We start from the raw sequence: 22132 nt of genomic DNA, 5'->3' as shown, positions 1-22132 counted from the left end.
ATTTTTTTCAGGAATTCTATTCCCTTTTTCGGGAAATTTGTTACAATAAAGAAGAATCAACTACTATTAAGCAAGAGGAAAGGTGAAAACATGCAGGAGTACAAACCATTTAAAGAAGGAAAAGTGCGTCAGGTATATGATATTGGAGATAAGCTGGTTATCTATGCAACTGACCGGATTTCCGCATTTGACTACATTTTGAAAAACAAGATTACAGACAAGGGCGTTGTCCTGACAAAGATGTCTAAATTCTGGTTCGATTTTACGAAAGATATTGTTCCGAACCATATGATTTCCACAGATGTAAAAGAAATGCCGGAATTTTTCCAGAAACCGGAATTTGAAGGACATGCTATGCTGTGCCAGAAGCTGGATATGCTGCCTGTAGAATGTATTGTTCGAGGATATATTACAGGAAGCGGCTGGGCTAGTTACCAGGAAAATGGAACTGTATGCGGCATTGAACTGCCGGAAGGGTTACAGGAGTCTGATAAACTGCCTGAACCAATCTATACACCGACAACAAAAGCAGAGCTTGGCGACCATGACGAACACGTTTCTTTTGAAGAAACCGTAGAAACTCTGGAAAAACTTCATCCGGGAAGAGGAAGAGAGTACGCAGAGAAAATCCGTGATTACACCATTGCTCTTTATAAAAAATGTGCAGAATACGCACTGACAAAAAATATCATTATTGCAGATACAAAATTTGAATTTGGTCTGGACGAAAACGGAGAAGTGGTACTGGGGGATGAAATGCTCACACCGGACAGCTCCAGATTCTGGCCGTTAGAAGGCTACAAACCGGGACAGGGACAGCCATCTTTTGACAAACAGTATGTGCGGGACTGGCTGAAAGCAAATCCTGAAAGCGATTTCCTTCTTCCGGAGGAAGTAGTGAAAAAGACCGTAGACAAATATGTGGAAGCATATGAACTGCTTTCCGGAGAAAAATTCTAAAAAGTTGTATTGCTATTTCTTGCAGGATAAGATAGCTTTTTCAAGGTACAGCCGCTGTTTTGAGTTTGAGATTCAAAACAGCGGCGCCTTGAAAAAGATTATTTTGTTTCTTCTAAGATTTCACGAAATGCTTCTATCAGTTCATGATTCTTTTCAGGACTCATGACACAGAATCGGATAAAAGAATTATCTAAAAACGGAAATGTAGAGCAATCCCGAATCATCAATCCCCTTCGGATACAGAAATCAAAAATCATTTCAGAAGTAATATCCTCTTTTAAAATTTTCATAAGCAGAAAATTCGAGCAGGAAGGGTATACCTTTACGCTGTCCCAGGTAGAAAGCAGAGAATAAAGGTGTTCTCTTTCCGCAGTAATCAGGCTTTTGGTTTTCTCGATATATTCCTTGTCGGAAAACATAATGCAGCCTGCGATTTCTGCAAGACTGTTAATGGTCCAGGGATTTTTACGGGTGTTGATGTATTTCAGCAGGTCAGGGTTTCCGGTAACCGCATAACCCAGCCGCAGTCCGGGAGCTGCGAAAAATTTGGAGATTCCCCTTAAAACAATCAGATTGTTGTAATTATTGGTAAGGGGAATTGCGGAAATTTTACTTTTGGGGTCTGTAAACTCCTCATACGTTTCATCTACCATGACGGAAATGCCGTACTGCAGGGCTTTATCCAGGATTTTCCGCATATCTTTTCTGGCAATGGCCGTGGAAGTGGGATTGTTGGGATTGCACAGTACCAGCAAATCCAGACTGTCATTCAGATGTTGGCAGAAATCTGCCACATCCATTTGAAAATCATCCTCTTCTTTCAGCGGATAATAAAGGGTGTGGCCTCCCTCCAGAGCGATTTCCCGTTCATATTCCGAATAGGTAGGTCCCAGAATCAGGGCTTTTTGAGGATGTGTGGTCTGGATAAAGAGAGAAATCAATTCTGTAGAGCCGTTTCCCACAATGATATTTTCAAACTGTGCCCCCGTGTACTGGCAGATACTTTTTCTGAGTCCTGTGTAGTCTCTGTCAGGATAGGAAGTAATAGCGTTTACATGTTTCGCCAGGGTCTCTTTCAGTAAGGGAGAAATCCCAAGAGGGTTGACATTGGCGGAAAAGCTGGTAATGTCTTCTTTCTTTATATGATAGATTTCCTCAATTTTTTCCAGGTCGCTGCCGTGAAAATGATCCTTGTGTTTCAGCATAAAAAACCTCCTTTTGGTAAAAAAATGTTCCAAAACAGGCTGTGTATTGAAGTTGCACAGCAGAAGTTTGTAGTGTATAATTCATAGTAGCAGAATATTGTCAATTATTCAATAATCAGATTTTTATAAATAAAACAGGGCAAAGGTGATATTTTGAAGACACGAATGGAACAACTGATAAACGGAAGATTTGAATATGAAGTACCCGGTCTGGATTTGTCTGCAAGTCATATTTCTTTCAGTACCATGCCGGAAGAAAAGGTAAGAGGAGAACTGCAGTTTGCAGCAAAAGACGGAAGAAAAATCAAGGGAATGGCTTATTCCACACATCGCAGATTTCTTCTGGGTAAGGAAAAGTTTTCAGGAGAAAAGATGATTCTTCCTTATGGTGTGGATACCAAGGGATTGGACAGTACAGATTGCATAGAGGGAGAAATTGTTTTAAGTACCAGTATCGGAACGTACCGGGTGCCTTTTTCTGTTGGAATAAAAAAGTTGGAAGTGCGCACATCTCAGGGAACGGTAGGGACTCTGGAGGAATTTGTCAGTCTGGCAAAGGAAGACTTCAGAGAGGCATACCAGCTTTTTATAGATACTTCCTTTAAAAGGCTGTTAAAAGGCAGAGAAGAACTGCTGCCGTATTATGCCTCCATGGTAAAAACGCCTGTGCCGTATCAGAATCTGGAAGAATTTCTTATAGGCGCGGGGCTGAAGGAACCTGTGCATTTAAGCCTGGAAAAAGAAAATCTGGAACTTTATGAGGTACAGACTTCTTTAAAAGATACGTTGAGAATCCGAAGAAGCGGATGGGGTTTTCTTCGCGCTGAAATTCAGACCGAGGGAGATTTTCTGGAAGTAGAGAAAAAGGTTATCCAAGACGGGCATTTTATCGGCAGTGTCTATGATTTGGAATATATCATACGGAAGGAATGTCTCGGAAAGGGGAAAAATTTCGGAAGAATTCAGATAAAAACGGTGTATGAGACCATTACCTACCAGATTATGGCATCGAAAAACGGCCATATTCAGGTCAATGTCACAGCTTATGAAAAGAAAAAAAGGCTGGAAGCAGCCAGAGATTTCCTGCTTTTGGAGCTTGGAAGAAAGAATACGGAAGCCTGGTGCGCCGAAATGAAAGCACTCTTGGATGAACTGAAGGAAAACGGCTATTATTCCACAGAATGCCAGCTTTTTGAAGCTTATGTACAGGTGCGCGCAGACAGGAAGGAGGAAGCCAGAAGGCTTTTGGATTCCCTGGAAAACAACCAGAAGATTCAGCAGGAGGAAATTCTGGAGGGGGCGTTTTTGTATTTGAATGAGATTTCCGAGAGAAGTACACAGTCCAAAGAAGCTGCGGCTGTGCGGCTCCATCAGCTTTATCAGAGAAGAGTGGACAGTCTGCTGCTTCTTTCTATGATTTTTGAATTGGATGAAGAAAATCTGCGCACCCAGTCCAGGAAAATGTTTCTCTTAGAAGAACAGTACAGAATCGGCTGCAGGAGTCCATTTCTCTATCTGACAGCGTGCAGACTGGCGGCAGCAGATGGTTCCGCATTTCGGAAAATGAATGCTTTTACCATACAGGTGTATCTTTTTGCCAAAAAATACGGGATTCTCACGGAAGAAATGGCTTTTCGTGCCATTGACCTTGCAGGACAGATGAAAGGATTTTCCCAAAAGGTTTACGAAGTCCTGCAGTATGTGTATGAGAAATACCCTTCCGTTCATGCTGTCAGGGGAATTTGTCAGCTGATTATGAAGGGGGAACCCAGAAAGCCGGAGTATTTCCGCTGGTATGAACTGGCGGTGCAGGCAGAACTGAAAATCACAGGGCTGTATGAGTATTACATTGAAACCATGAGCAGAAACTATCAGAAGGTACTGCCAAAAGTCATTCGCCTGTATTTCGGATACAACAATACGTTAAGTGATACGAAGAAGGCGTTTGTCTACAGCAACGTTATTCGGAATAAAGAGATAGATAGAGAAACTTATCAGAGTTATCAGAAAAACATGGAGACCTTTGCAAAAGAAAAAATCAAAGAGGGAAGAATCAATGAAGATTTTGCAGTGGTGTATCAGGAATTCTGTGTGGATTCTCAGGACGAAAATGTCAGGACGGCTCTGGCAAAAGTACTCTTTACTTATCGGCTTTACTGCGATGACCCCAAAATCCGAAAGGTGATTGTGCGCCATGCTTCTATGAAAGAGGAACAGGTGTATCTTTGCACAGATAAGACGACCTATATTTCACTGTATACCAAGGATGCCGCTGTTTTGTTTGAGGACAGCAGTCAGCGTAGATATGTGAATACGGTGGATTACAATGTACACAATCTCCTGGATTTGGAGGAGCTGGCCGGGAAGCTGCGAAAGGACGGAAAGAAATATCCGGGCATGCTGCTGCACACTTGTGGGGAGCTGAAACACGAATCTCCGGTGACTGAAGCCAATGTGGCTTCTTTTGAAGCAGTTTTGAAACAGGAGATTTTCTGTGAGGATTACCGGCAGAATATACGCAAAAAGCTGCTGCTGTATTATGAATCCCAGATGGATAACCGCAATTTGAGAGAGTCGCTGCAGGAAATGGACTTCCGTGCATTTGCCAGGGTAAATAAACGGCTGCTGATTACGATTCTGGTGAAACAGGAGATGTTTGTAGGGGCTTATGACCTGATTTGTGAATACGGATATGAACGGATAGAAATGCCGGTTCTTTTAAGACTGTGCAGCCAGATGATTTTGAAGCTGGAATTTGAATATGAAGAGGAACTTCTCTTGCTGGCAGGGTACATTGTGCACGCCGGTATTTATGATGAAGTGCTCCTGCAGTATCTGGTACAGCATTTTGAAGGCCCTGTGGAGGAAATGGTACAGCTTTGGAACCGTGCTATGGGCTTTGCATTGGACTGCTATCAGCTGGAGGAAAAGATTCTGGTATGCAGCATGTTTTCCAGAGTGTGTCATGAAAAAGGTCTTGCAGTGCTGGAAAATTATATCAGTCAGAGCGGAAAGGAGCAGGTGATTCTCTCTTATCTGACCTTTGAGTGTTATGAATATTTCCTGGGAGAAAAGGAAAAAGACCAATTTCTTTTTGAGGCTTTGGAAAAAGTCATGGAGAGGAAATGGGAATGTGATATCATCTGCAGAATTTCTCTTTTAAAGCATTACGGAGAAACCGGAGTCTGGGATGAAAAGCGAAAGAATATAGCAGAAGAAATCCTGGAGGAATGTGAAAAAGAGCGTCTGCAGTTCGCATTTTTCCGGATGCTGCCCAGAGAACTGCTCTGCACCTGCCAGATGGAGGATAAAATGTTTGTAGAATGTCGGGCAGGCCGTCGTGCAAGAGTAACACTGCATTCCTATATTGAACGGGGAGAAACCTCAGAAGAAAAAAGCGAACCGTTAAAGGAGCGGTATCAGGGGATTTATAACAGAGAATTTGTTTTATTCTACGGAGAAAAACTGCATTATTATTTTGTGATTGAAAAAGACGGGAAGGTGGAAACAACCGGGGAAGAAATTCTGACGGTAGAAGAAAGCAGTATGCAGGGCAGCAGCAAATATCAGATGCTGAACACTATGCTGCAGCTAAGAGAAAAGGGAAAAAAAGAGGAACTGCAGCGTATGGCAGAAGCCTATATGGAACGGGAGCAGCAGGTAAAAGACCTGTTTGCTTTATTGGATTAGGAGGCAGAGAGATGAATGAGACAAGAAATATTATAGTAGGTCTGGAAATCGGAAAAAACCAGTCCCAGATTTGCTATTATGACCGCAGGGAAAAAGAGCCGATTTCTGTTTCCGTAAAAGCAGGCAGCAACCAATATCTTTTTCCTACCCGACTTTCCAAGAAACCGGGAGAAGAAGTGTGGCATTACGGCATGGAGGCAGATTATTTTTCCCGCCAGGAAGGGGAAATTTCCATTACCGGACTTCTGGGGATTTTTGGAAGCGCGGAGGAAGTCATCGTGGACGGAGAAAAAAGAAAGCCTTCTGAACTGTTGGAAAACTATTTAAAGGGCTGTATTTCTCTTCTGGGAACAGCGGAACCCGCAAGACAGATAAAGGCTCTGATGATTACCGTACCCCGGCTTTCCGCAGCTCTGGTGAAAAATTTATATCAGGCAGGAGAAAATCTGGGATTTACCAGAAACCAGATTTACCTGCAGGATTATGACGAAAGTTTTTACTATTATGTGATGAATCACCGCAAGGATAACTGGAATCGGAAAATCGGCTGGTTTTTGTTTGAAGAAAATCAGGTGTCTTTTGCCAGACTGGTTATGGATAATCAGAAACGTCCTATTACAGCGTTTATAGAGCATGGAATTACCGCGGAGCTGCCGCAGGATGCCATAGAAAAAGATGATAATTTTTATCGTCTAATCGAGCGTTCCTGCGGAACAGATACGTATTCCAGTATCTATATTGTGGGGGACGGGTTTGACCAGGAGTGGGCAGTGCGTTCGACGCCCCTGCTGTGTAGAAACCAGAGACATGTGTATTATGGAAACAATTTGTATGTGAAAGGTGCCTGCTATGGAGCCAGAGAAAAATGTGAAGACGGAACTTTGAAGGGATATCTCTACCTGAGTCCCTCTCTGGTAAAGCACAATGTATCCATGGAGATGCTGGTGAATGGTTCACCCAAGACGTATGCGCTTATCGAAGCAGGGAAAAACTGGTATGAGATTCACACGGAACTGGAATTGATATTGGACGGAAAAGAGGATTTGGAATTTCTGGTAACCTCTATGGAGGGAACCGGAAAAACCAGGTGCAGTATGAAACTGGAAGGTCTGCCAAAGCGTCCCAATAAAACCACCAGACTGGGTATCCGTATTGTCTATGAATCTCAGGAACTCTGCGTCATTACGGCGGAAGACCTGGGATTTGGAGATTTGTTCCCCTCCGAGGGCAAAGTCTGGACAGAAAAAGTATCATGGTAAAGGAGAAAAGGGAATGAGCGGATATATTTTATGTCAGTTAAAAAGAGCAAAGATGCCTTATTATATTGAGAACATCAGCACAAATATCTATTCCATTGAAGAACTCTGTTATTATTTTTACCATAATATTTATCTTCTGGACGAGACGATTTTAAATGAACATCTCTGTGACTGGCTGAGAAAAGAACTGGGGCTGGAAAAGCTGTACAGGCGGCTTTATAAAATCCTGGAGGATAATCTGGGAACAGCAGAGTTTATTCTGGCCGTGTTTAAAGAAATTAATTATCTGACACACAGTGAATTTAAGGAATTGAATGAGCGGATGAGCCTTCTGAATCAACAGCCGGAGGTGTTGAGAGAAAAGAAAAAGGGAGATTATCTGGTGGAAAACCGGATGTATGTCAATGCGGTGAGGATTTATGAAAATGCATTGCAAAAAGAAGATAAGGAAGGGTTAGGAGAACAGTTTAACGGCGGTATTTACCACAATATGGGCTGCGCGTATTTAAATCTGTTTCAGTTTCAGGAAGCAGCAGACTGTTTTTGGAAAGCCTATGAACTGCTTCATACAAAACAGGTATACAGGCACTACCTTACTGCATCTTATATGAGAAACCCCCAGGAATTTCCTCAAATATGCAGAAAAATGGAAGTAGAGGCAGAGGAACAGGAAGAAATTATCCGGAATCTGGAACAGAGTGCAAAGAAAGCCAGGAAGGTGTCCGGAGAAGATACAGATGGGCTTTTAGAACAATTTATTCGTGACTATCACAGGAGTACGGGATTTTAAACTTGTTTTTTCAGAAGTGTTGCGATATAATCCATGTGTATTAACTGCGTGATATATGAAAGAGAACAGAGAGGTAAATGAATATGAGTACAGACAGATATGTAAGTCCATTATCCGAGCGTTATGCAAGCAGAGAAATGCAGTATATTTTTTCTCCTGATATGAAATTCCGTACCTGGAGAAAGCTGTGGATTGCTCTGGCAGAGACCGAAAAAGAACTGGGACTGCCCATTACACAGGAACAGATTGACGAATTGAAAGCTCATGCAGAGGATATTAACTATGAAGTGGCAAAAGAAAGAGAAAAACAGGTTCGCCACGATGTGATGTCCCATGTATACGCATATGGTGTACAGTGTCCAAAAGCGAAAGGTATCATCCACCTGGGCGCTACCAGCTGCTATGTAGGAGACAATACAGATATTATTGTGATGACAGAAGCGCTGAAGCTGGTGCGCAGGAAATTAGTCAATGTGATTGCGGAACTGGCAAAATTCGCAGATGCGCATAAAGCGCTGCCAACTCTGGCATTTACCCATTTCCAGCCGGCACAGCCCACTACGGTAGGGAAAAGAGCGACCCTTTGGATGCAGGAATTCCTTCTGGACTTGGAAGATTTGGAATTTGTACTCAGCACCATGAAGCTGTTAGGTTCAAAAGGAACGACAGGAACACAGGCAAGTTTTCTGGAGCTTTTTGACGGAGACCAGGAAACCATTGATAAAATTGACCCGATGATTGCAGAAAAAATGGGATTCAAAGAATGTTATCCGGTTTCGGGACAGACTTACTCCAGAAAAGTAGATACAAGAGTTTTAAATGTCCTGGCAGGAATTGCAGCCAGCGCACATAAATTCTCTAATGACATTCGTCTTCTGCAGCATTTGAAAGAAGTAGAAGAGCCTTTTGAAAAGAGCCAGATTGGTTCTTCTGCCATGGCTTATAAGAGAAACCCGATGAGAAGTGAAAGAATTGCCTCTTTGTCACGCTTCGTTATGGTGGATGCTTTAAATCCCGCTATTACTTCCGCAACACAGTGGTTTGAGAGAACTCTGGACGATTCTGCAAACAAACGTCTCTCTGTTCCGGAAGGCTTTCTGGCTATTGACGGTATTCTGGATTTGTGCTTAAACGTCGTAGACGGACTGGTAGTATATCCAAAAGTTATCGAAAAACGTCTGAGAAGCGAACTGCCGTTTATGGCTACAGAAAATATTATGATGGACGCTGTAAAAGCAGGCGGCGACCGTCAGGAACTTCATGAAAGAATCCGTGAACTTTCCATGGAAGCAGGAAGAAACGTGAAGGTGGAAGGAAAGGATAACAATCTTCTGGAACTGATTGCAGCGGATCCTGCATTCAATATGAGCCTGGAAGATCTTCAGAAGACTATGGATCCTGCAAAATATACAGGAAGAGCAGCCGTACAGGTAGACAACTTCCTGAACAAGGTAGTAAATCCCGTACTGGAAGCAAATAAGGAACTTCTTGGAATGACAGCAGAGATTAACGTATAAAGAAACGTATAACGAAGAACACAAGAGAAGAGGTTGCTGCATGAAAATCAGAGCAAAAGGAGTGCGGCAGCCTCTTTTTCTGTTATAGAAAGGAGCATATCATTTTATGAATCAAAAGAAGAACGGAAATGCCCTGGCGCTTTTGCCTATCGGGGTATTTCTGGTGATTTTTATCGGAGCAGGGGTTTTGTCCCGGGATTTTTATACCATGCCGGCCATTGTAGGTTTTCTCATAGCCTTAATGGTAGCGTTTATGCAGAATCGCCGTGTGCGTTTTGCGGACAAAATGACCATTATCTCCAAAGGCATCGGAGAGGAGAATATTGTAACCATGTGCTTGATTTTCCTGGCCGCAGGCGCTTTTTCCGGCACCATTAAGGCTGCAGGAGGAGTGGAGAGCACGGTAAATCTGGGACTGTCCATTATGCCGGCATCCATTGCTGTCATGGGTCTGTTTATTATCGGCTGTTTTATTTCGATTTCCATGGGAACTTCTGTGGGAACCATTACAGCCATGGCTCCCATTGGAGTGGGAATTGCAGAAAAGACGGGAATTTCTCTGCCTGTCTGCATGGGCGCTATTGTGTGCGGCGCCATGTTCGGAGACAATCTTTCCATGATTTCCGATACCACCATTGCGGCTGTGAGAACCCAGGGATGTGAAATGAAGGATAAATTTAAGGAAAATTTTCTGATTGTCCTTCCGGCTGCTGTCATTACTGCAGTGATTTTCTTTTTCCTGGCAGGAGGAAATGCGGGAAATATGGACAAAGATTTGGAATACCAGTTTATTAAAGTGGTTCCGTATCTGGTCGTTCTGATAGGTGCTTTGATTGGAATTAATGTTTTTGTGGTACTGATTGTAGGAACTGTGCTGGCAGCCATTGTAGGAGTAGGAACCGGTGCTTTTGCTCTGGGAGAAATGTTCCAGAAGATGGGCGAAGGCGTTACCAGTATGTATGACATTACCGTAATTTCCATCATTGTAGCAGCCATTGTGGCCCTGGTGAAGGAATATGGCGGTATCGAGTTTATTCTGAATCTGATTAAGAAAAATATCAAAGGGGCAAGAGGCGGAGAATTTGGAATTTCCCTGTTGGTTTTTCTGGTAGACTGCTGTACTGCAAATAATACGGTGGCGATTGTTATGGCAGGACCGATTGCCAAGGAAATCAGTGAGGAATTTGATGTATCACCGAGAAGAAGCGCCTCTCTTTTGGATATTTTTGCCTCTGTGGGACAGGGAATGATTCCTTACGGAGCGCAGCTTCTTACAGCAGCCAGTCTGGCAGGTCTGTCACCGGTGCAGATTATGCCATATCTGTTTTATCCGATTCTTATGGGAATCAGTGCGGTTCTGTTTATTCTTTTCAGAAGAAGATGATTTTTTCAAATTTTACTTTATTTCTGAAAAAAAATGGTGTATGATACTGTAGTAATTGAAATGAGTTCAATCTTACAGGAGGAATAAAAGATGGTAAAAGCAGTAGTAGGGGCAAACTGGGGAGACGAAGGCAAAGGCAAAATTACAGATATGCTGGCGCAGGACGCAGATATTGTTGTGCGGTTTCAGGGTGGTGCCAACGCAGGGCATACCATTGTAAATAACTACGGTAAATTTGCACTTCACACACTTCCTTCCGGTGTTTTTAATGACCATACTACAAGTATTATCGGAAACGGTGTGGCTCTTAATATTCCGGTACTGTTTAAAGAGATACAGTCTATTGTGGAAAAAGGTGTTCCCACTCCGGACATTAAGGTTTCTGACCGTGCACAGATGGTAATGTCTTATCATATTAAATTTGATGAATACGAAGAAGAACGTCTGGCAGGCAAATCCTTTGGTTCTACAAAATCAGGAATTGCCCCGTTCTATTCAGATAAATTTGCAAAAATCGGATTCCAGGTCAGCGAGCTGTTTGAAGACGAAGCGGCACTGAGAGAAAAAGTGCAAAATATCTGTGATAAGAAAAATGTTTTATTAGAGCATTTGTATCACAAACCGCTGTTGACTGCAGATGACATTATGGAAGAATTAATGCAGTATAAAGAGATGATTGCACCTTATGTATGTGACGTTTCGCTGCTCTTGTGGAATGCCTTAAAAGAAGGAAAGGAAATCCTTCTGGAAGGTCAGTTAGGTTCCTTAAAAGATCCTGACCATGGTATTTATCCAATGGTTACCTCTTCTTCTACACTGGCTGCTTACGGTGCAGTAGGAGCAGGAGTTCCGCCATATGAAATTAAAAAAATTATTACGGTTTGCAAAGCATACTCCAGCGCAGTAGGTGCAGGTGCATTTGTATCCGAAATTTTCGGTGAAGATGCAGATGAGTTGAGACGCAGAGGCGGCGACGGCGGAGAGTACGGTGCGACTACAGGACGTCCGAGACGTATGGGATGGTTTGACTGTGTGGCTTCCAAATATGGCTGCCGTATCCAGGGAACTACGGATGTAGCCTTTACCGTGCTGGACGTATTGGGATATTTAGATGAAATTCCGGTATGTGTAGGTTATGAAATTGACGGTGAAGTGACAACAGAATTTCCAACAACACATCTTCTGGAAAAGGCAAAACCGGTACTGGAAGTGCTGCCCGGATGGAAATGTGATATCCGCGGCATTAAGAAGTATGAAGATTTGCCGGAGAATTGCCGCAAATATGTGGAATTTGTGGAAGAAAAACTGGGATTCCCGATTACTATGGTTTCCAATGGACCGGGAAGAGAAGATATTATTTACAGATAAGAATAGAGAAAACGGGCTTCTGTATCAGAGGGAAAAAGATACGGGAGCTCTTTTCTTTTGCGGCAAAAGGTTGCCTGTTTCAGCTGAATATGATATATTGTAGGAACAAATGTTTTGATTTACATATGGAGGAGAACAAACCATGAGTATTTACGATACATTAAATCACGAACAGCAGACTGCTGTTTTTCATACAGAAGGACCGGTTCTGATTCTGGCTGGCGCCGGTTCGGGAAAGACCAGGGTGCTGACCCACAGAATCGCATATTTAATAGAAGAAAAGGGTGTGAATCCCTGGAATATTATGGCCATTACCTTTACCAACAAGGCAGCAGGAGAAATGCGGGAACGTGTGGATAAGATTGTGGGATTTGGCTCTGAAAGCATCTGGGTTTCCACGTTTCACTCCAGTTGTGTGAGAATGCTGCGCCGGTTTATTGACCGTCTGGGATACGACACCAATTTTACGATTTATGATACCGATGACCAGAAAACGCTGATGAAAGATATTTGCAAGCGCCTGGATATTGATACCAAGGTGTACAAGGAAAGAGCAATTCTGGCTGCGATTTCTTCGGCCAAGGACGAGCTCATCAGCCCGGAGGAGTACGAAATCAACGTGATGTCCGATTTTTCCAAGCGGAAGATTGCCCTGGCTTACAAGGAATACCAGAAAGAACTGAAAAAGAACAATGCTCTGGATTTTGATGATTTGATTGTGAAAACAGTGGAGCTTTTCCGCGCCTGCCCGGATGTACTGGAATATTTCCAGGACCGGTTTCAGTATATTATGGTGGATGAGTATCAGGATACCAATACCGCCCAGTTTAAGTTTGTCAGCCTTCTGGCAGATAAATACCGTAATCTCTGCGTGGTGGGAGATGACGACCAGTCTATTTACAAGTTCCGCGGCGCCAACATCGGAAATATTTTGGGATTTGAGAAAGTTTTCCCGGATGCAAAGGTGGTTCGCCTGGAACAGAATTATCGTTCTACCCAGAACATTTTGAATGCAGCGAATCAGGTGATTCAGAATAATATGGAAAGAAAGAGAAAATCTCTCTGGACGGAAAATGCAGAAGGAGAAAAACTGCATTTCCGCCAGTTTATGAACGCTCATGAAGAGGCAGAATACATTGTGGGGGATATCAGCAAAAAAGTGCGTGAGCATGACGGGGAGTACCGGGATTTTGCCATTCTCTACAGAACCAATGCCCAGTCCCGTCTGTTTGAAGAAAAATTCCTTATGGCCAATATTCCTTATAAATTGGTAGGAGGCGTGAACTTCTATGCCAGAAAGGAAATCAAGGACTTGCTGGCCTATTTAAAGACGGTGGATAATGCAAGAGATGATTTGGCGGTACGGAGAATTATTAATGTGCCAAAAAGGGGAATTGGCGCGACCACCCTTGGCCGTGTGCAGGATTATGCCGCAGAGAGGGGCATGAGTTTCTATGATGCTCTGCGGGAAGCAGACCAGATTCCGTCTCTTGGAAGAGCTGCGTCTAAAGTAGAGCCATTTGTCACGTTTATTCAGACACTGAGAAGCAAGCTGGAGTACCTCTCTCCCTCAGAACTTTTGAAAGATATTATTGAAAATACCGGTTATGTGGAAGAACTGCGGGCAGAGGGAACGGAAGAAGCAGAGGCCAGAATTGAAAACATTGACGAGTTGATTACCAAAGTCGTTACATATGAAGAGGAAAACGAAGAGCCTACGCTTTCCGGTTTTCTGGAAGAAGTTGCTCTGGTAGCGGATATTGATTCCGTGGACGGCGATGACAATCAGGTGCTTCTGATGACCCTTCACAGCGCCAAAGGTCTGGAATTTCCTTATGTGTATCTGGCTGGTATGGAGGATGGAATTTTTCCAAGCTATATGACCATTACCGCAGATGATCCTACGGAAATCGAGGAAGAACGACGCCTGTGTTATGTGGGAATTACCAGAGCCATGAAGGATTTGACACTGACCTGCGCCCAACAGCGTATGATTCGTGGAGAAACCCAGTATAATAAGGTATCTCGCTTTATTAAGGAAATCCCCAGAGACCTGGTGGAACTTGGCAGAAATTTTGAGGAGAAAAAATTGAAAGAAATTCCTCTTCCCACCAGTTACCGGCAGATGAAGGAGGCCTTTAAACAGCCGGCTTTTGTGCCGAAACAGTTTGAAGTAAAGAAGGCTTCCGGTCTGGATTACGGCGTAGGTGACACGGTGAAGCACATGAAGTTCGGCGTGGGTGTGGTAACGGCCATTACAGAAGGCGGCCGGGATTACGAAGTTACGGTGAACTTTGACAAAGCGGGAATCAAAAAGATGTTTGCTTCTTTTGCAAAATTAAAAAAGTGCAGTGATTGTGAAAATATCTTGAAAATTTCAAGAAGGGATAGTAAAATTCAAAGTACGGTGGTATAATATCTACAGAAATAAAGTTCAGAATAATATAATTTCAGAAATGCGTTACAGACAATTTCAGCAGAGAGGAAGGTGCAGACTATGAATCGTATTGAGGATTTAATTACCGCATTGCAGAAAAAAGAGGAAGAAAAAAATAAAAATACCGTATTGTGGGTACTGGCGATTATCGGTGCAGTTGCAGCCGTTGCCGGAATCGCATATGCTGTTTACCGTTTCTTTACTCCGGATTATCTGGAAGATTTTGAAGAGGATTTCGACGATGACTTCGACGACTACTTTGAAGACGAGGACGACGAGGAAAAGTAAAGACTTAAAGGGAATAGGAACTTCGGGGAACCGGAGTTTCTTTTTCTGTAAAGCAGAATAAGAGTGAAAAGGAGAGCAGTGTGAAGAAAGGCGAAATATACGAGGGAATTATCGAGAAAGTGGATTTTCCAAATAAAGGAAGGGTGCAGATAGGGGACAGAACCGTAATTGTCAAAAATGGTATGCCGGGACAGAAGATACGATTTCAGATTAATAAAAAGAAAGGCACCCGCCTGGAGGGAAGGCTCCTGGAAGTACTGGAAAAATCACCTCTGGAAACCAGAGAACCGGTATGCAGTATTTTTCCGGCCTGCGGCGGCTGTATGTATCAGACCATGTCTTATGAGCATCAGCTGCAGATGAAGGCTGAGCAGATAAAAAAACTCATAGATACGGCGGTGATACAGAGCGGACAGGTTGACGAGCACGGAAATGCGGACTATACATTTGAGGGAATCAAGGGAAGTCCCCAGGAATTTGCTTACCGCAATAAAATGGAGTTTTCTTTCGGCGATGAATATAAGGACGGACCGCTTTCTCTGGGACTTCATAAAAAAGGAAGTACTTATGATGTATTAAATGCCTGTGACTGTAAGCTGGTGCATGAGGATATGACAAAAATTCTCACCTGTGTGCTGGAATACTGCAGGGAACAGGGATATGCATATTATCACAAAATGCAGCATACGGGATTCCTGCGGCATTTGCTTTTGAGAAGAGGGAATACCACAGGAGAGATTCTGGTGAATCTGGTGACAACCAGTCAGGAGCAGACAGACTTTGGAGAGCTGAAAGAAAGGCTTTTGAATCTGAAATTGGAAGGCGAAATCGTGGGATTTCTGCATATTGTCAATGATGCTCTCTCCGATGTGGTGAAAAGTGATGAAACCAGGATTCTTTACGGAAAAGATTATTTTTATGAGGAAATTCTGGGACTGAAGTTTAAGATTACGCCGTTTTCTTTTTTCCAGCCCAATTCTTATGGGGCAGAGGTGCTCTATGAGACGGCCAGGGAATACATTGGAAATACAAAGGATATGACGGTGTTTGACCTTTACAGCGGCACGGGAACCATTTCCCAGATTCTGGCTTCTGTGGCAAAGGAAGTCATCGGAGTGGAAATTGTGGAAGAGGCCGTTGTAGCAGCAAAAGAAAATGCAAAGCGAAACGGGATTGAAAACTGCCGGTTTCTTGCAGGGGATGTGCTGAAGGTGCTGGATGAGATAGAAGAGAGACCGGATTTTATTGTACTGGATCCGCCAAGGGACGGGATTCATCCAAAGGCGCTGCCTAAAATTATTGATTATGGGGTGGATAAACTGGTTTATATTTCCTGTAAGCCCACCAGTCTGGCAAGGGACTTGGAGATGTTTCTGGGACGGGGCTACCGGGTGGAGAAGGTGTGCTGTGTGGATCAGTTTTGTCAGACCGTACACTGTGAGACTATCTGTAAATTAGTGAGGAAATAGGTGGTTTTACAGGCTGTCCCAGCCTGCGGAGAGGAATCTGGGTAATCACAGGCTCAATCACTTCTTTTAGCACTGCTTTTTTCTGTGACCAGATCACAAAAGTATTGGAAAAGTGTTCCCTATAAGATAGGCATAGCCTTCGGCGTTTTCATGCTGCGGAAAGCAGAGGGAGTACAGCCCCGGTAATGTTTAAACTGCCGGATAAAGTAGCTGATATTTTCAAACCCAGTGTTTAAGGCAATTTCTGTAACCGGCAGGCTGCTCTTTAAAAGCAGGGCAGCCGCCTGGTTGATGCGGTACTCATTCAAATAGGAAAAGGGCGTTTTGCCCACCTTTTCTTTAAAAAATTTGCAGAAATAATTTTTATTCATATGTAAGAGAAGAGAAAGCTGCTCCAGAGTGATTTTTTCCATGTAATGACCCTCTATATAGGAAAAAACAGGTTTCAGGGAGTAGCGGACAAAATCTTCCTGCTCGTAGGCAGCAGGGGATTTTGCCAGAAAAGCCTCATAAGAAAACAGCGTTTCCAATATTTGAAGCAGGGCAATTTTTACAGATAAAGGCCCGGAGAGAGAGTCCGTGTCCCAGGAAGCAAGAGCGGCTTTCTCCATATATTGTCCGAGAGCAGATGTGCAGGAGGCAGGAAGTTTGTCGCCCAGAGGAAACTGCAGCTTGCCGGAAAGAACGGGGGATAAAAATTCATTCTGACAAATGTCGTATCTGGCAAAGCTTAAAAATTCCAGAGGGAACAAAAGTGCATAGTGGTGGGAAATCGGACTGTCCCCAAAAATGCCGTGTACGGTGCCGGGATTGATAAAGTATACATGGCCGGCTTTCAACGGATGGGTATCGGTTTCTGTGTGGAGAAGCAGACTTCCTTCTGTCACATAGAGAAATTCTACTTCATCATGCCAGTGATAGGGAGCAAAATACTGTCCGCAGGTGTCTTTTTGGGAAAAAGCCTGGAAGGGAAAATAGGGGGTGCCGTGGCGTTCCTCTTCCCGAAAGTTAATTTTATTCATAATCAGTTCTGATTCTCCTTGAAAATCCCATATAATTTACAATAAAAAGTGAATATAGTACAAATATAGAATAACATATTGCAAGAAGAAGGAAAAGCCTTTTCGTATACTATAGGTAACAAATAAGAAAACGCAGAGGAAAGAGGAAATAAACATGGAAAAAGCATGGTGGAAAAAAAGTGTTATTTATCAGATTTATCCCAGAAGTTTTGCAGACAGCAACGGGGACGGAATTGGAGATATTAACGGAATTACCGCACATCTGGATTATTTAAAAGATCTGGGAGTCGATGTCATCTGGCTCTCTCCGGTATACCAGTCCCCCAATGATGACAATGGATACGATATTTCGGATTATCAGGCAATTATGCAGGAATTCGGAACCATGGAAGACTTTGACCGTATGCTGGAGGAAATGCATAAAAGAGGCCTGAAGCTGGTAATGGATTTGGTTGTAAACCACACTTCCGATGAGCATCGCTGGTTTGTGGAAAGCCGCAAGTCAAAGGACAATCCTTACCGGGATTACTATATCTGGAAAGACCCGAAAGACGGTAAAGAACCCAACAACTGGGGAGCTTGCTTCGGCGGTTCTGCCTGGGAATACGATGAGGAAACAGAGATGTATTATCTGCACTGTTTCTCCAAAAAACAGCCGGATTTGAACTGGGAAAATGAGAAGGTGCGCAAGGAAGTTTTTGACATGATGACCTGGTGGTGCGAGAAAGGGGTGGATGGCTTCCGCATGGATGTTATCAGTATGATTTCCAAAGACCCCGCATACCCGGACGGTATTGTACATAATGGTCTGTACGGAGATAACAGCCCCTATGTGTGCAATGGTCCTCGTGTCCATGAATACCTGCAGGAAATGAATCAAAAGGTATTGTCCAAATTTGATTTGATTACGGTTGGTGAGGCGGCAGGCGTAACCGTGGAGGAAGCGAAAAAATATGCCAACCTGGACGGCAGTGAACTGAATATGGTTTTCCAGTTTGAGCACGTAGACGCTCCAACCGCTGAGCACGGAAAATGGACAGACAAGAGATTTGAATTGAAAAGACTGAGAAGTATTTTAAATAAATGGCAGACCCAGCTGGAAGGAAAAGCATGGAACAGCCTGTATTGGGACAACCATGACCAGCCAAGAGCCGTATCCCGTTTCGGAAACGACGGCCCCATGTACAGAGAGCTTTCCGCCAAGATGCTGGCAACCTGTCTGCACATGCTGAAAGGAACACCTTACATTTACCAGGGTGAGGAAATCGGCATGACCAATGCTTACTTTGACAAGATGGAAGATTACCGGGATATTGAAAGTATCAATACCTATAAAGAATTTACAGAAAACGGTCTGATGAATCCGGAAGAAATGATGAGTGCATTAAAAGCAGTCAGCCGTGATAATGCCAGAACTCCCATGCAGTGGAATACCAGCGCTCATGCAGGTTTTACCACAGGGGAGCCATGGATTAGGGTAAATCCAAACTATCTGCAGATTAATGCAGAAGCAGCTGTGGAGGACAAAAACAGCATTTACTACTATTACCAGAAGCTGATAAAACTGCGTAAAAATTATGAGATTATTATTGACGGTATTTTCGAAGGTCTTTTGGAAGAGGATGAAAATATTTATGCTTATGCCAGAAATCTGGGCAGCCAGCGTCTGGTTGTGGCATGTAACTTCAGCGGAGAGGAAGTTTCCTGTGATTTGTTCGACAGAGCAGAGGAAGGAAAAGAACTGATTTCCAATTACGAGTATCATAAGGACGGTATGTTAAAACCTTATGAAGCCAGAGCGATTCTTTTTGAAAAATAGAACAATTCAACACGAACATGCAGAAAAAACTGCTGCCCCAAGGGAAAACACCATCTGGGCAGCAGTTTTTTTGCTAAAAGTTAACAAAAAAATGCAAAATTTTATATTGATATTGGTAAAAGTGTGGTATAATTGAAACATCGAATACATACTAGGGGGAATTAAAATGGCAAAAGAAATGATTGCAATGCTGCTGGCAGGCGGTCAGGGTTCACGTTTGTATGCACTGACAAAGAAGCTGGCAAAACCGGCAGTTCCTTTTGGCGGAAAATACAGAATTATTGACTTTCCGCTGTCCAACTGTATTAATTCAGGGATTGATACTGTAGGAATTCTGACCCAGTACCAGCCTTTGGTATTGAACGAATATATCGGAAACGGCCAGCCGTGGGATTTGGACCGGCTTCACGGAGGCGTTCATGTACTGCCGCCGTATCAGCAGGCGTCCGGTTCAGACTGGTATAAGGGAACCGCAAATGCGATTTACCAGAATTTATCTTTTATTGAGAGATACGACCCGCAGTACGTCATTATTTTATCCGGAGACCAGATTTGCAAACAGGATTACAGCGACTTCCTCAGATTCCATAAAGAAAAAGGGGCTGAGTTCAGTGTGGCTGTTATGGAAGTGCCGTGGGAAGATGCCTCCCGTTTCGGTTTAATGGTTGCAGATGAGGACGACCGAATAACAGAATTCCAGGAAAAACCAGAGAATCCAAAGTCCAATCTGGCTTCTATGGGAATCTACATCTTTAACTGGGATATTCTGAAACAATATCTGGAAGAAGACGAGGCAGACCCGGAATCCGAAAACGATTTTGGAAACAACATTATTCCCAATCTTCTTCGCGATAAGAGAAAAATGTATGCTTATCATTTTGACGGCTACTGGAAAGATGTGGGAACGATTCCGTCTCTCTGGGAGGCCAATATGGAGGTACTGGATCCGGAGCACAGTGGTATCAATTTATTTGACGATGACTGGAAAATATACAGCCGCAACAGCGGTATGACCGGACATCGTATCAGCGCGGAAGCTGTAGTGGAAAATTCCATGATTACAGATGGTTGCCGTATCAAAGGCCATGTAAAACACTCCGTTTTGTTTGCCGGTGTGCGTGTGGAAGAGGGCGCTGTGGTAGAAGACGCGGTGGTTATGGGAGGCACGGTAATTCAGGCCGGTGCGGTTGTAAAACACTGCATTGTCGCAGAAAAAGTAGTCATTGGGGAACATGCAGTGGTTGGAGCCATGCCTTCGGAAGAAGAAAAGGGCGTTGCGACTGTAGGTCCCGGCATTCACATTGGAAACAATGCTAAAATCGGACCATGTGCCATGGTCGAGCATGACGTAAAGGACGGTGAAGAACAATGGTAAATTCAAATGCAGATGCGTTGGGAATTATTTTCCCAAACAGTTATGATACACTGGTTCCCGAACTGGTAGGGAAAAGACTGATGGCGTCCATTCCTTTTGCAGGACGTTATCGTATGGTAGACTTTATTTTGTCAAGTATGGTAAACAGCGGTATCGGCAATATTTCCATTGCAGTCCGTCAGAACTATCTCTCCCTTATGGATCACCTGGGTTCCGGACGAGAATGGGATTTGACCAGGAAAAATGGTGGTCTGAATATTGTTCCTCCCTTTGCAGAAAACGGTGTAAAAGTGTATACCGGACGTGTGGAAGCGATGGCCAATCTTCTGGATTATCTCAGAAGACAGAAAGAAAAATATGTGGTGATGTCAGATGCCAACATTGCAGTAAACTTTGATTTCAAGGTTTTGATGGACAAACATGCGGAAAATCATGCGGACATTACCATGGTTTATGCGGAAGAAGAAATTCCCCAGGGGCTTTTGAAACCGCGTACAGCCACGGACGGCATGTATTACACGCTGAATGTGGATGCAGAGGGCAGAGTAAGAAAAATCTATGCAAATTCCAGAGAAGCGGGCGTGCAGAAACTATCCATGAATATCTATATTATGGAGAGAGAATTTCTGCTGAAACTTTTTGAAATTTCCTTTGCCAGAGGCTATTGCTATTTTGAGCGGGATATTCTGGCTCAGCATCTGGATAAAATCCATGTGCAGGCTTATGAATTTCACGGTTACAAAGCGCGTATTTGCGATATGCAGAGCTATTTCCGGGAAAATATGAAGCTGCTTAAGGACGAAAGTCTGGACGGGCTTTTTTCCGGGGACCCAATTTATACGAAGATTCGTGACGACAACCCAACCCGTTACATCAACGGCTGCAAAGCCAGCAATATTATGGCTGCTGACGGCTGTGTGATTGAAGGCGAGGTGGAAAACAGCATCTTATTCAGAGGTGTAAAAATTGCAAAGGGTGCAGTGGTGAAAAACTGTGTGCTCATGCAGGATACGGTAATAGAAGAAGGTGTGAAAGCAGAATATGTGATTTCCGATAAGAACGTGAGAATTACTGCCGGAAAAGAAGTGCGGGGGGCAGAGACCTTCCCGGTTTATATTGCCAAGCATCAGGTAGTCTGAAAATAAAAAGCAGCCCCATGAAAGAAGAAAAAATCTTTCATGGGGCATTTTTTTAATTGTCAGACTGCAGAGCGTCATACCCGGTTTCTTTGGTTCGGATTTTCTGTGCCATGCGGATTTCGTAGCTGAAAATCTTTCCATCGCCCACCTGCCCGGTGAAGGCAGCTTTTTGTATGGCTTGTATGGTTTTTGTTTCCCATTCTTCAGAAGATACCACAATTTCAAATTTGATTTTAGGTACCATCTGAATATCCACTTCCATGCCGCGGACATATTGGGTGTAACCCCACTGAGCCCCGCAGCCCATAACCTGGGAAACAGTCATGCCGTTGACTCCGATTTCCTGCAACGCCTGTTTCACGTCTTCAAACTGTTCTTCCCGTATAATGGCTTCTACTTTTATTAACATA

Annotated in this window: 16 protein-coding genes; 13 read left to right on the top strand and 3 right to left on the bottom strand. The window is 43.5% G+C overall.

The features are described from left to right. Positions 1-90: 90 nt before the first annotated feature. A complete protein-coding gene (locus tag WBS51_RS03220) occupies positions 91-960 on the top strand; it encodes a phosphoribosylaminoimidazolesuccinocarboxamide synthase (protein WP_173748604.1) in 870 nt (289 codons plus the stop codon). A gap of 98 nt (positions 961-1058) precedes the next feature. Here WBS51_RS03220 and WBS51_RS03215 read toward each other — a convergent pair whose 3' ends face one another. Further along, positions 1059-2165 (bottom strand): pyridoxal phosphate-dependent aminotransferase, encoded by a 1107-nt coding sequence (locus tag WBS51_RS03215; RefSeq protein WP_173748602.1) that lies wholly within the window; start codon positions 2163-2165, stop codon positions 1059-1061. A gap of 165 nt (positions 2166-2330) precedes the next feature. On the opposite strand from WBS51_RS03215, the gene WBS51_RS03210 reads away from it, so the two are divergent. The 9 genes from WBS51_RS03210 (at position 2331) to rlmD (ending at position 16367) form a co-directional block, all read left to right on the top strand. After that, positions 2331-5855: a DUF5717 family protein gene (locus tag WBS51_RS03210; protein ID WP_173748734.1), complete on the top strand. Its 3525-nt coding sequence runs from the start codon at positions 2331-2333 to the stop codon at positions 5853-5855. 11 nt (positions 5856-5866) lie between these two features. Further along, on the top strand, positions 5867-7114 hold the full coding sequence (locus WBS51_RS03205; RefSeq protein ID WP_173748600.1) for a DUF5716 family protein: 1248 nt from the start codon (positions 5867-5869) through the stop codon (positions 7112-7114). 13 nt (positions 7115-7127) lie between these two features. Next, positions 7128-7904, top strand: coding sequence for a hypothetical protein (locus WBS51_RS03200; protein WP_173748598.1), 777 nt, complete (start codon positions 7128-7130; stop codon positions 7902-7904). Positions 7905-7987: 83 nt separating this feature from the next. Continuing rightward, the gene (purB, locus tag WBS51_RS03195) at positions 7988-9421 is read left to right on the top strand and encodes an adenylosuccinate lyase (protein WP_173748596.1); all 1434 of its coding nucleotides are present in this window, start codon (positions 7988-7990) and stop codon (positions 9419-9421) included. A 106-nt stretch (positions 9422-9527) separates the two neighbouring features. After that, positions 9528-10805: a Na+/H+ antiporter NhaC family protein gene (locus tag WBS51_RS03190; RefSeq protein ID WP_173748594.1), complete on the top strand. Its 1278-nt coding sequence runs from the start codon at positions 9528-9530 to the stop codon at positions 10803-10805. Positions 10806-10895: 90 nt separating this feature from the next. Further along, entirely contained in the window at positions 10896-12173 is a 1278-nt protein-coding gene (locus tag WBS51_RS03185; RefSeq protein ID WP_173748592.1) for an adenylosuccinate synthase, read from the top strand. 142 nt (positions 12174-12315) lie between these two features. Then, positions 12316-14589, top strand: a complete 2274-nt coding sequence (gene pcrA / locus WBS51_RS03180) for a DNA helicase PcrA (RefSeq protein WP_294459207.1) — start codon at positions 12316-12318, stop codon at positions 14587-14589. Between the two features lie 81 nt (positions 14590-14670). Continuing rightward, complete coding sequence (locus WBS51_RS03175; protein ID WP_173748588.1) at positions 14671-14898, top strand: hypothetical protein; 228 nt, start codon at positions 14671-14673, stop codon at positions 14896-14898. Between the two features lie 80 nt (positions 14899-14978). After that, positions 14979-16367 carry a 23S rRNA (uracil(1939)-C(5))-methyltransferase RlmD gene (gene rlmD / locus WBS51_RS03170; protein WP_294459203.1) on the top strand — a complete coding sequence of 463 codons (1389 nt, stop codon included), beginning with the start codon at positions 14979-14981 and terminating at the stop codon, positions 16365-16367. Positions 16368-16486: 119 nt separating this feature from the next. Here rlmD and WBS51_RS03165 read toward each other — a convergent pair whose 3' ends face one another. Then, complete coding sequence (locus WBS51_RS03165) at positions 16487-17389, bottom strand: AraC family transcriptional regulator (protein WP_173747101.1); 903 nt, start codon at positions 17387-17389, stop codon at positions 16487-16489. A gap of 154 nt (positions 17390-17543) precedes the next feature. Here WBS51_RS03165 and WBS51_RS03160 point away from each other — a divergent pair, with 154 nt between their 5' ends. The 3 genes from WBS51_RS03160 to glgD all read left to right on the top strand — a co-directional run bounded on the left by WBS51_RS03160 (position 17544) and on the right by glgD (position 21722). Next, positions 17544-19208 (top strand): glycoside hydrolase family 13 protein, encoded by a 1665-nt coding sequence (locus tag WBS51_RS03160; RefSeq protein WP_173747102.1) that lies wholly within the window; start codon positions 17544-17546, stop codon positions 19206-19208. Positions 19209-19374: 166 nt separating this feature from the next. Further along, on the top strand, positions 19375-20583 hold the full coding sequence (locus WBS51_RS03155) for a glucose-1-phosphate adenylyltransferase (RefSeq protein ID WP_291683216.1): 1209 nt from the start codon (positions 19375-19377) through the stop codon (positions 20581-20583). Continuing rightward, a complete protein-coding gene (glgD, locus tag WBS51_RS03150) occupies positions 20577-21722 on the top strand; it encodes a glucose-1-phosphate adenylyltransferase subunit GlgD (protein ID WP_291683217.1) in 1146 nt (381 codons plus the stop codon). The genes WBS51_RS03155 and glgD overlap by 7 nt, the downstream gene beginning before the upstream one ends. A 52-nt stretch (positions 21723-21774) precedes the next feature. Here glgD and WBS51_RS03145 read toward each other — a convergent pair whose 3' ends face one another. Beyond that, positions 21775-22131 carry a P-II family nitrogen regulator gene (locus tag WBS51_RS03145; RefSeq protein ID WP_173747105.1) on the bottom strand — a complete coding sequence of 119 codons (357 nt, stop codon included), beginning with the start codon at positions 22129-22131 and terminating at the stop codon, positions 21775-21777. Position 22132 lies beyond the last annotated feature (1 nt).

Source organism: Blautia acetica, assembly GCF_038739805.1.
Classification (GTDB): Bacteria; Bacillota; Clostridia; order Lachnospirales; family Lachnospiraceae; genus Blautia.
This window is presented reverse-complemented; position numbering and strand designations above follow the sequence as displayed.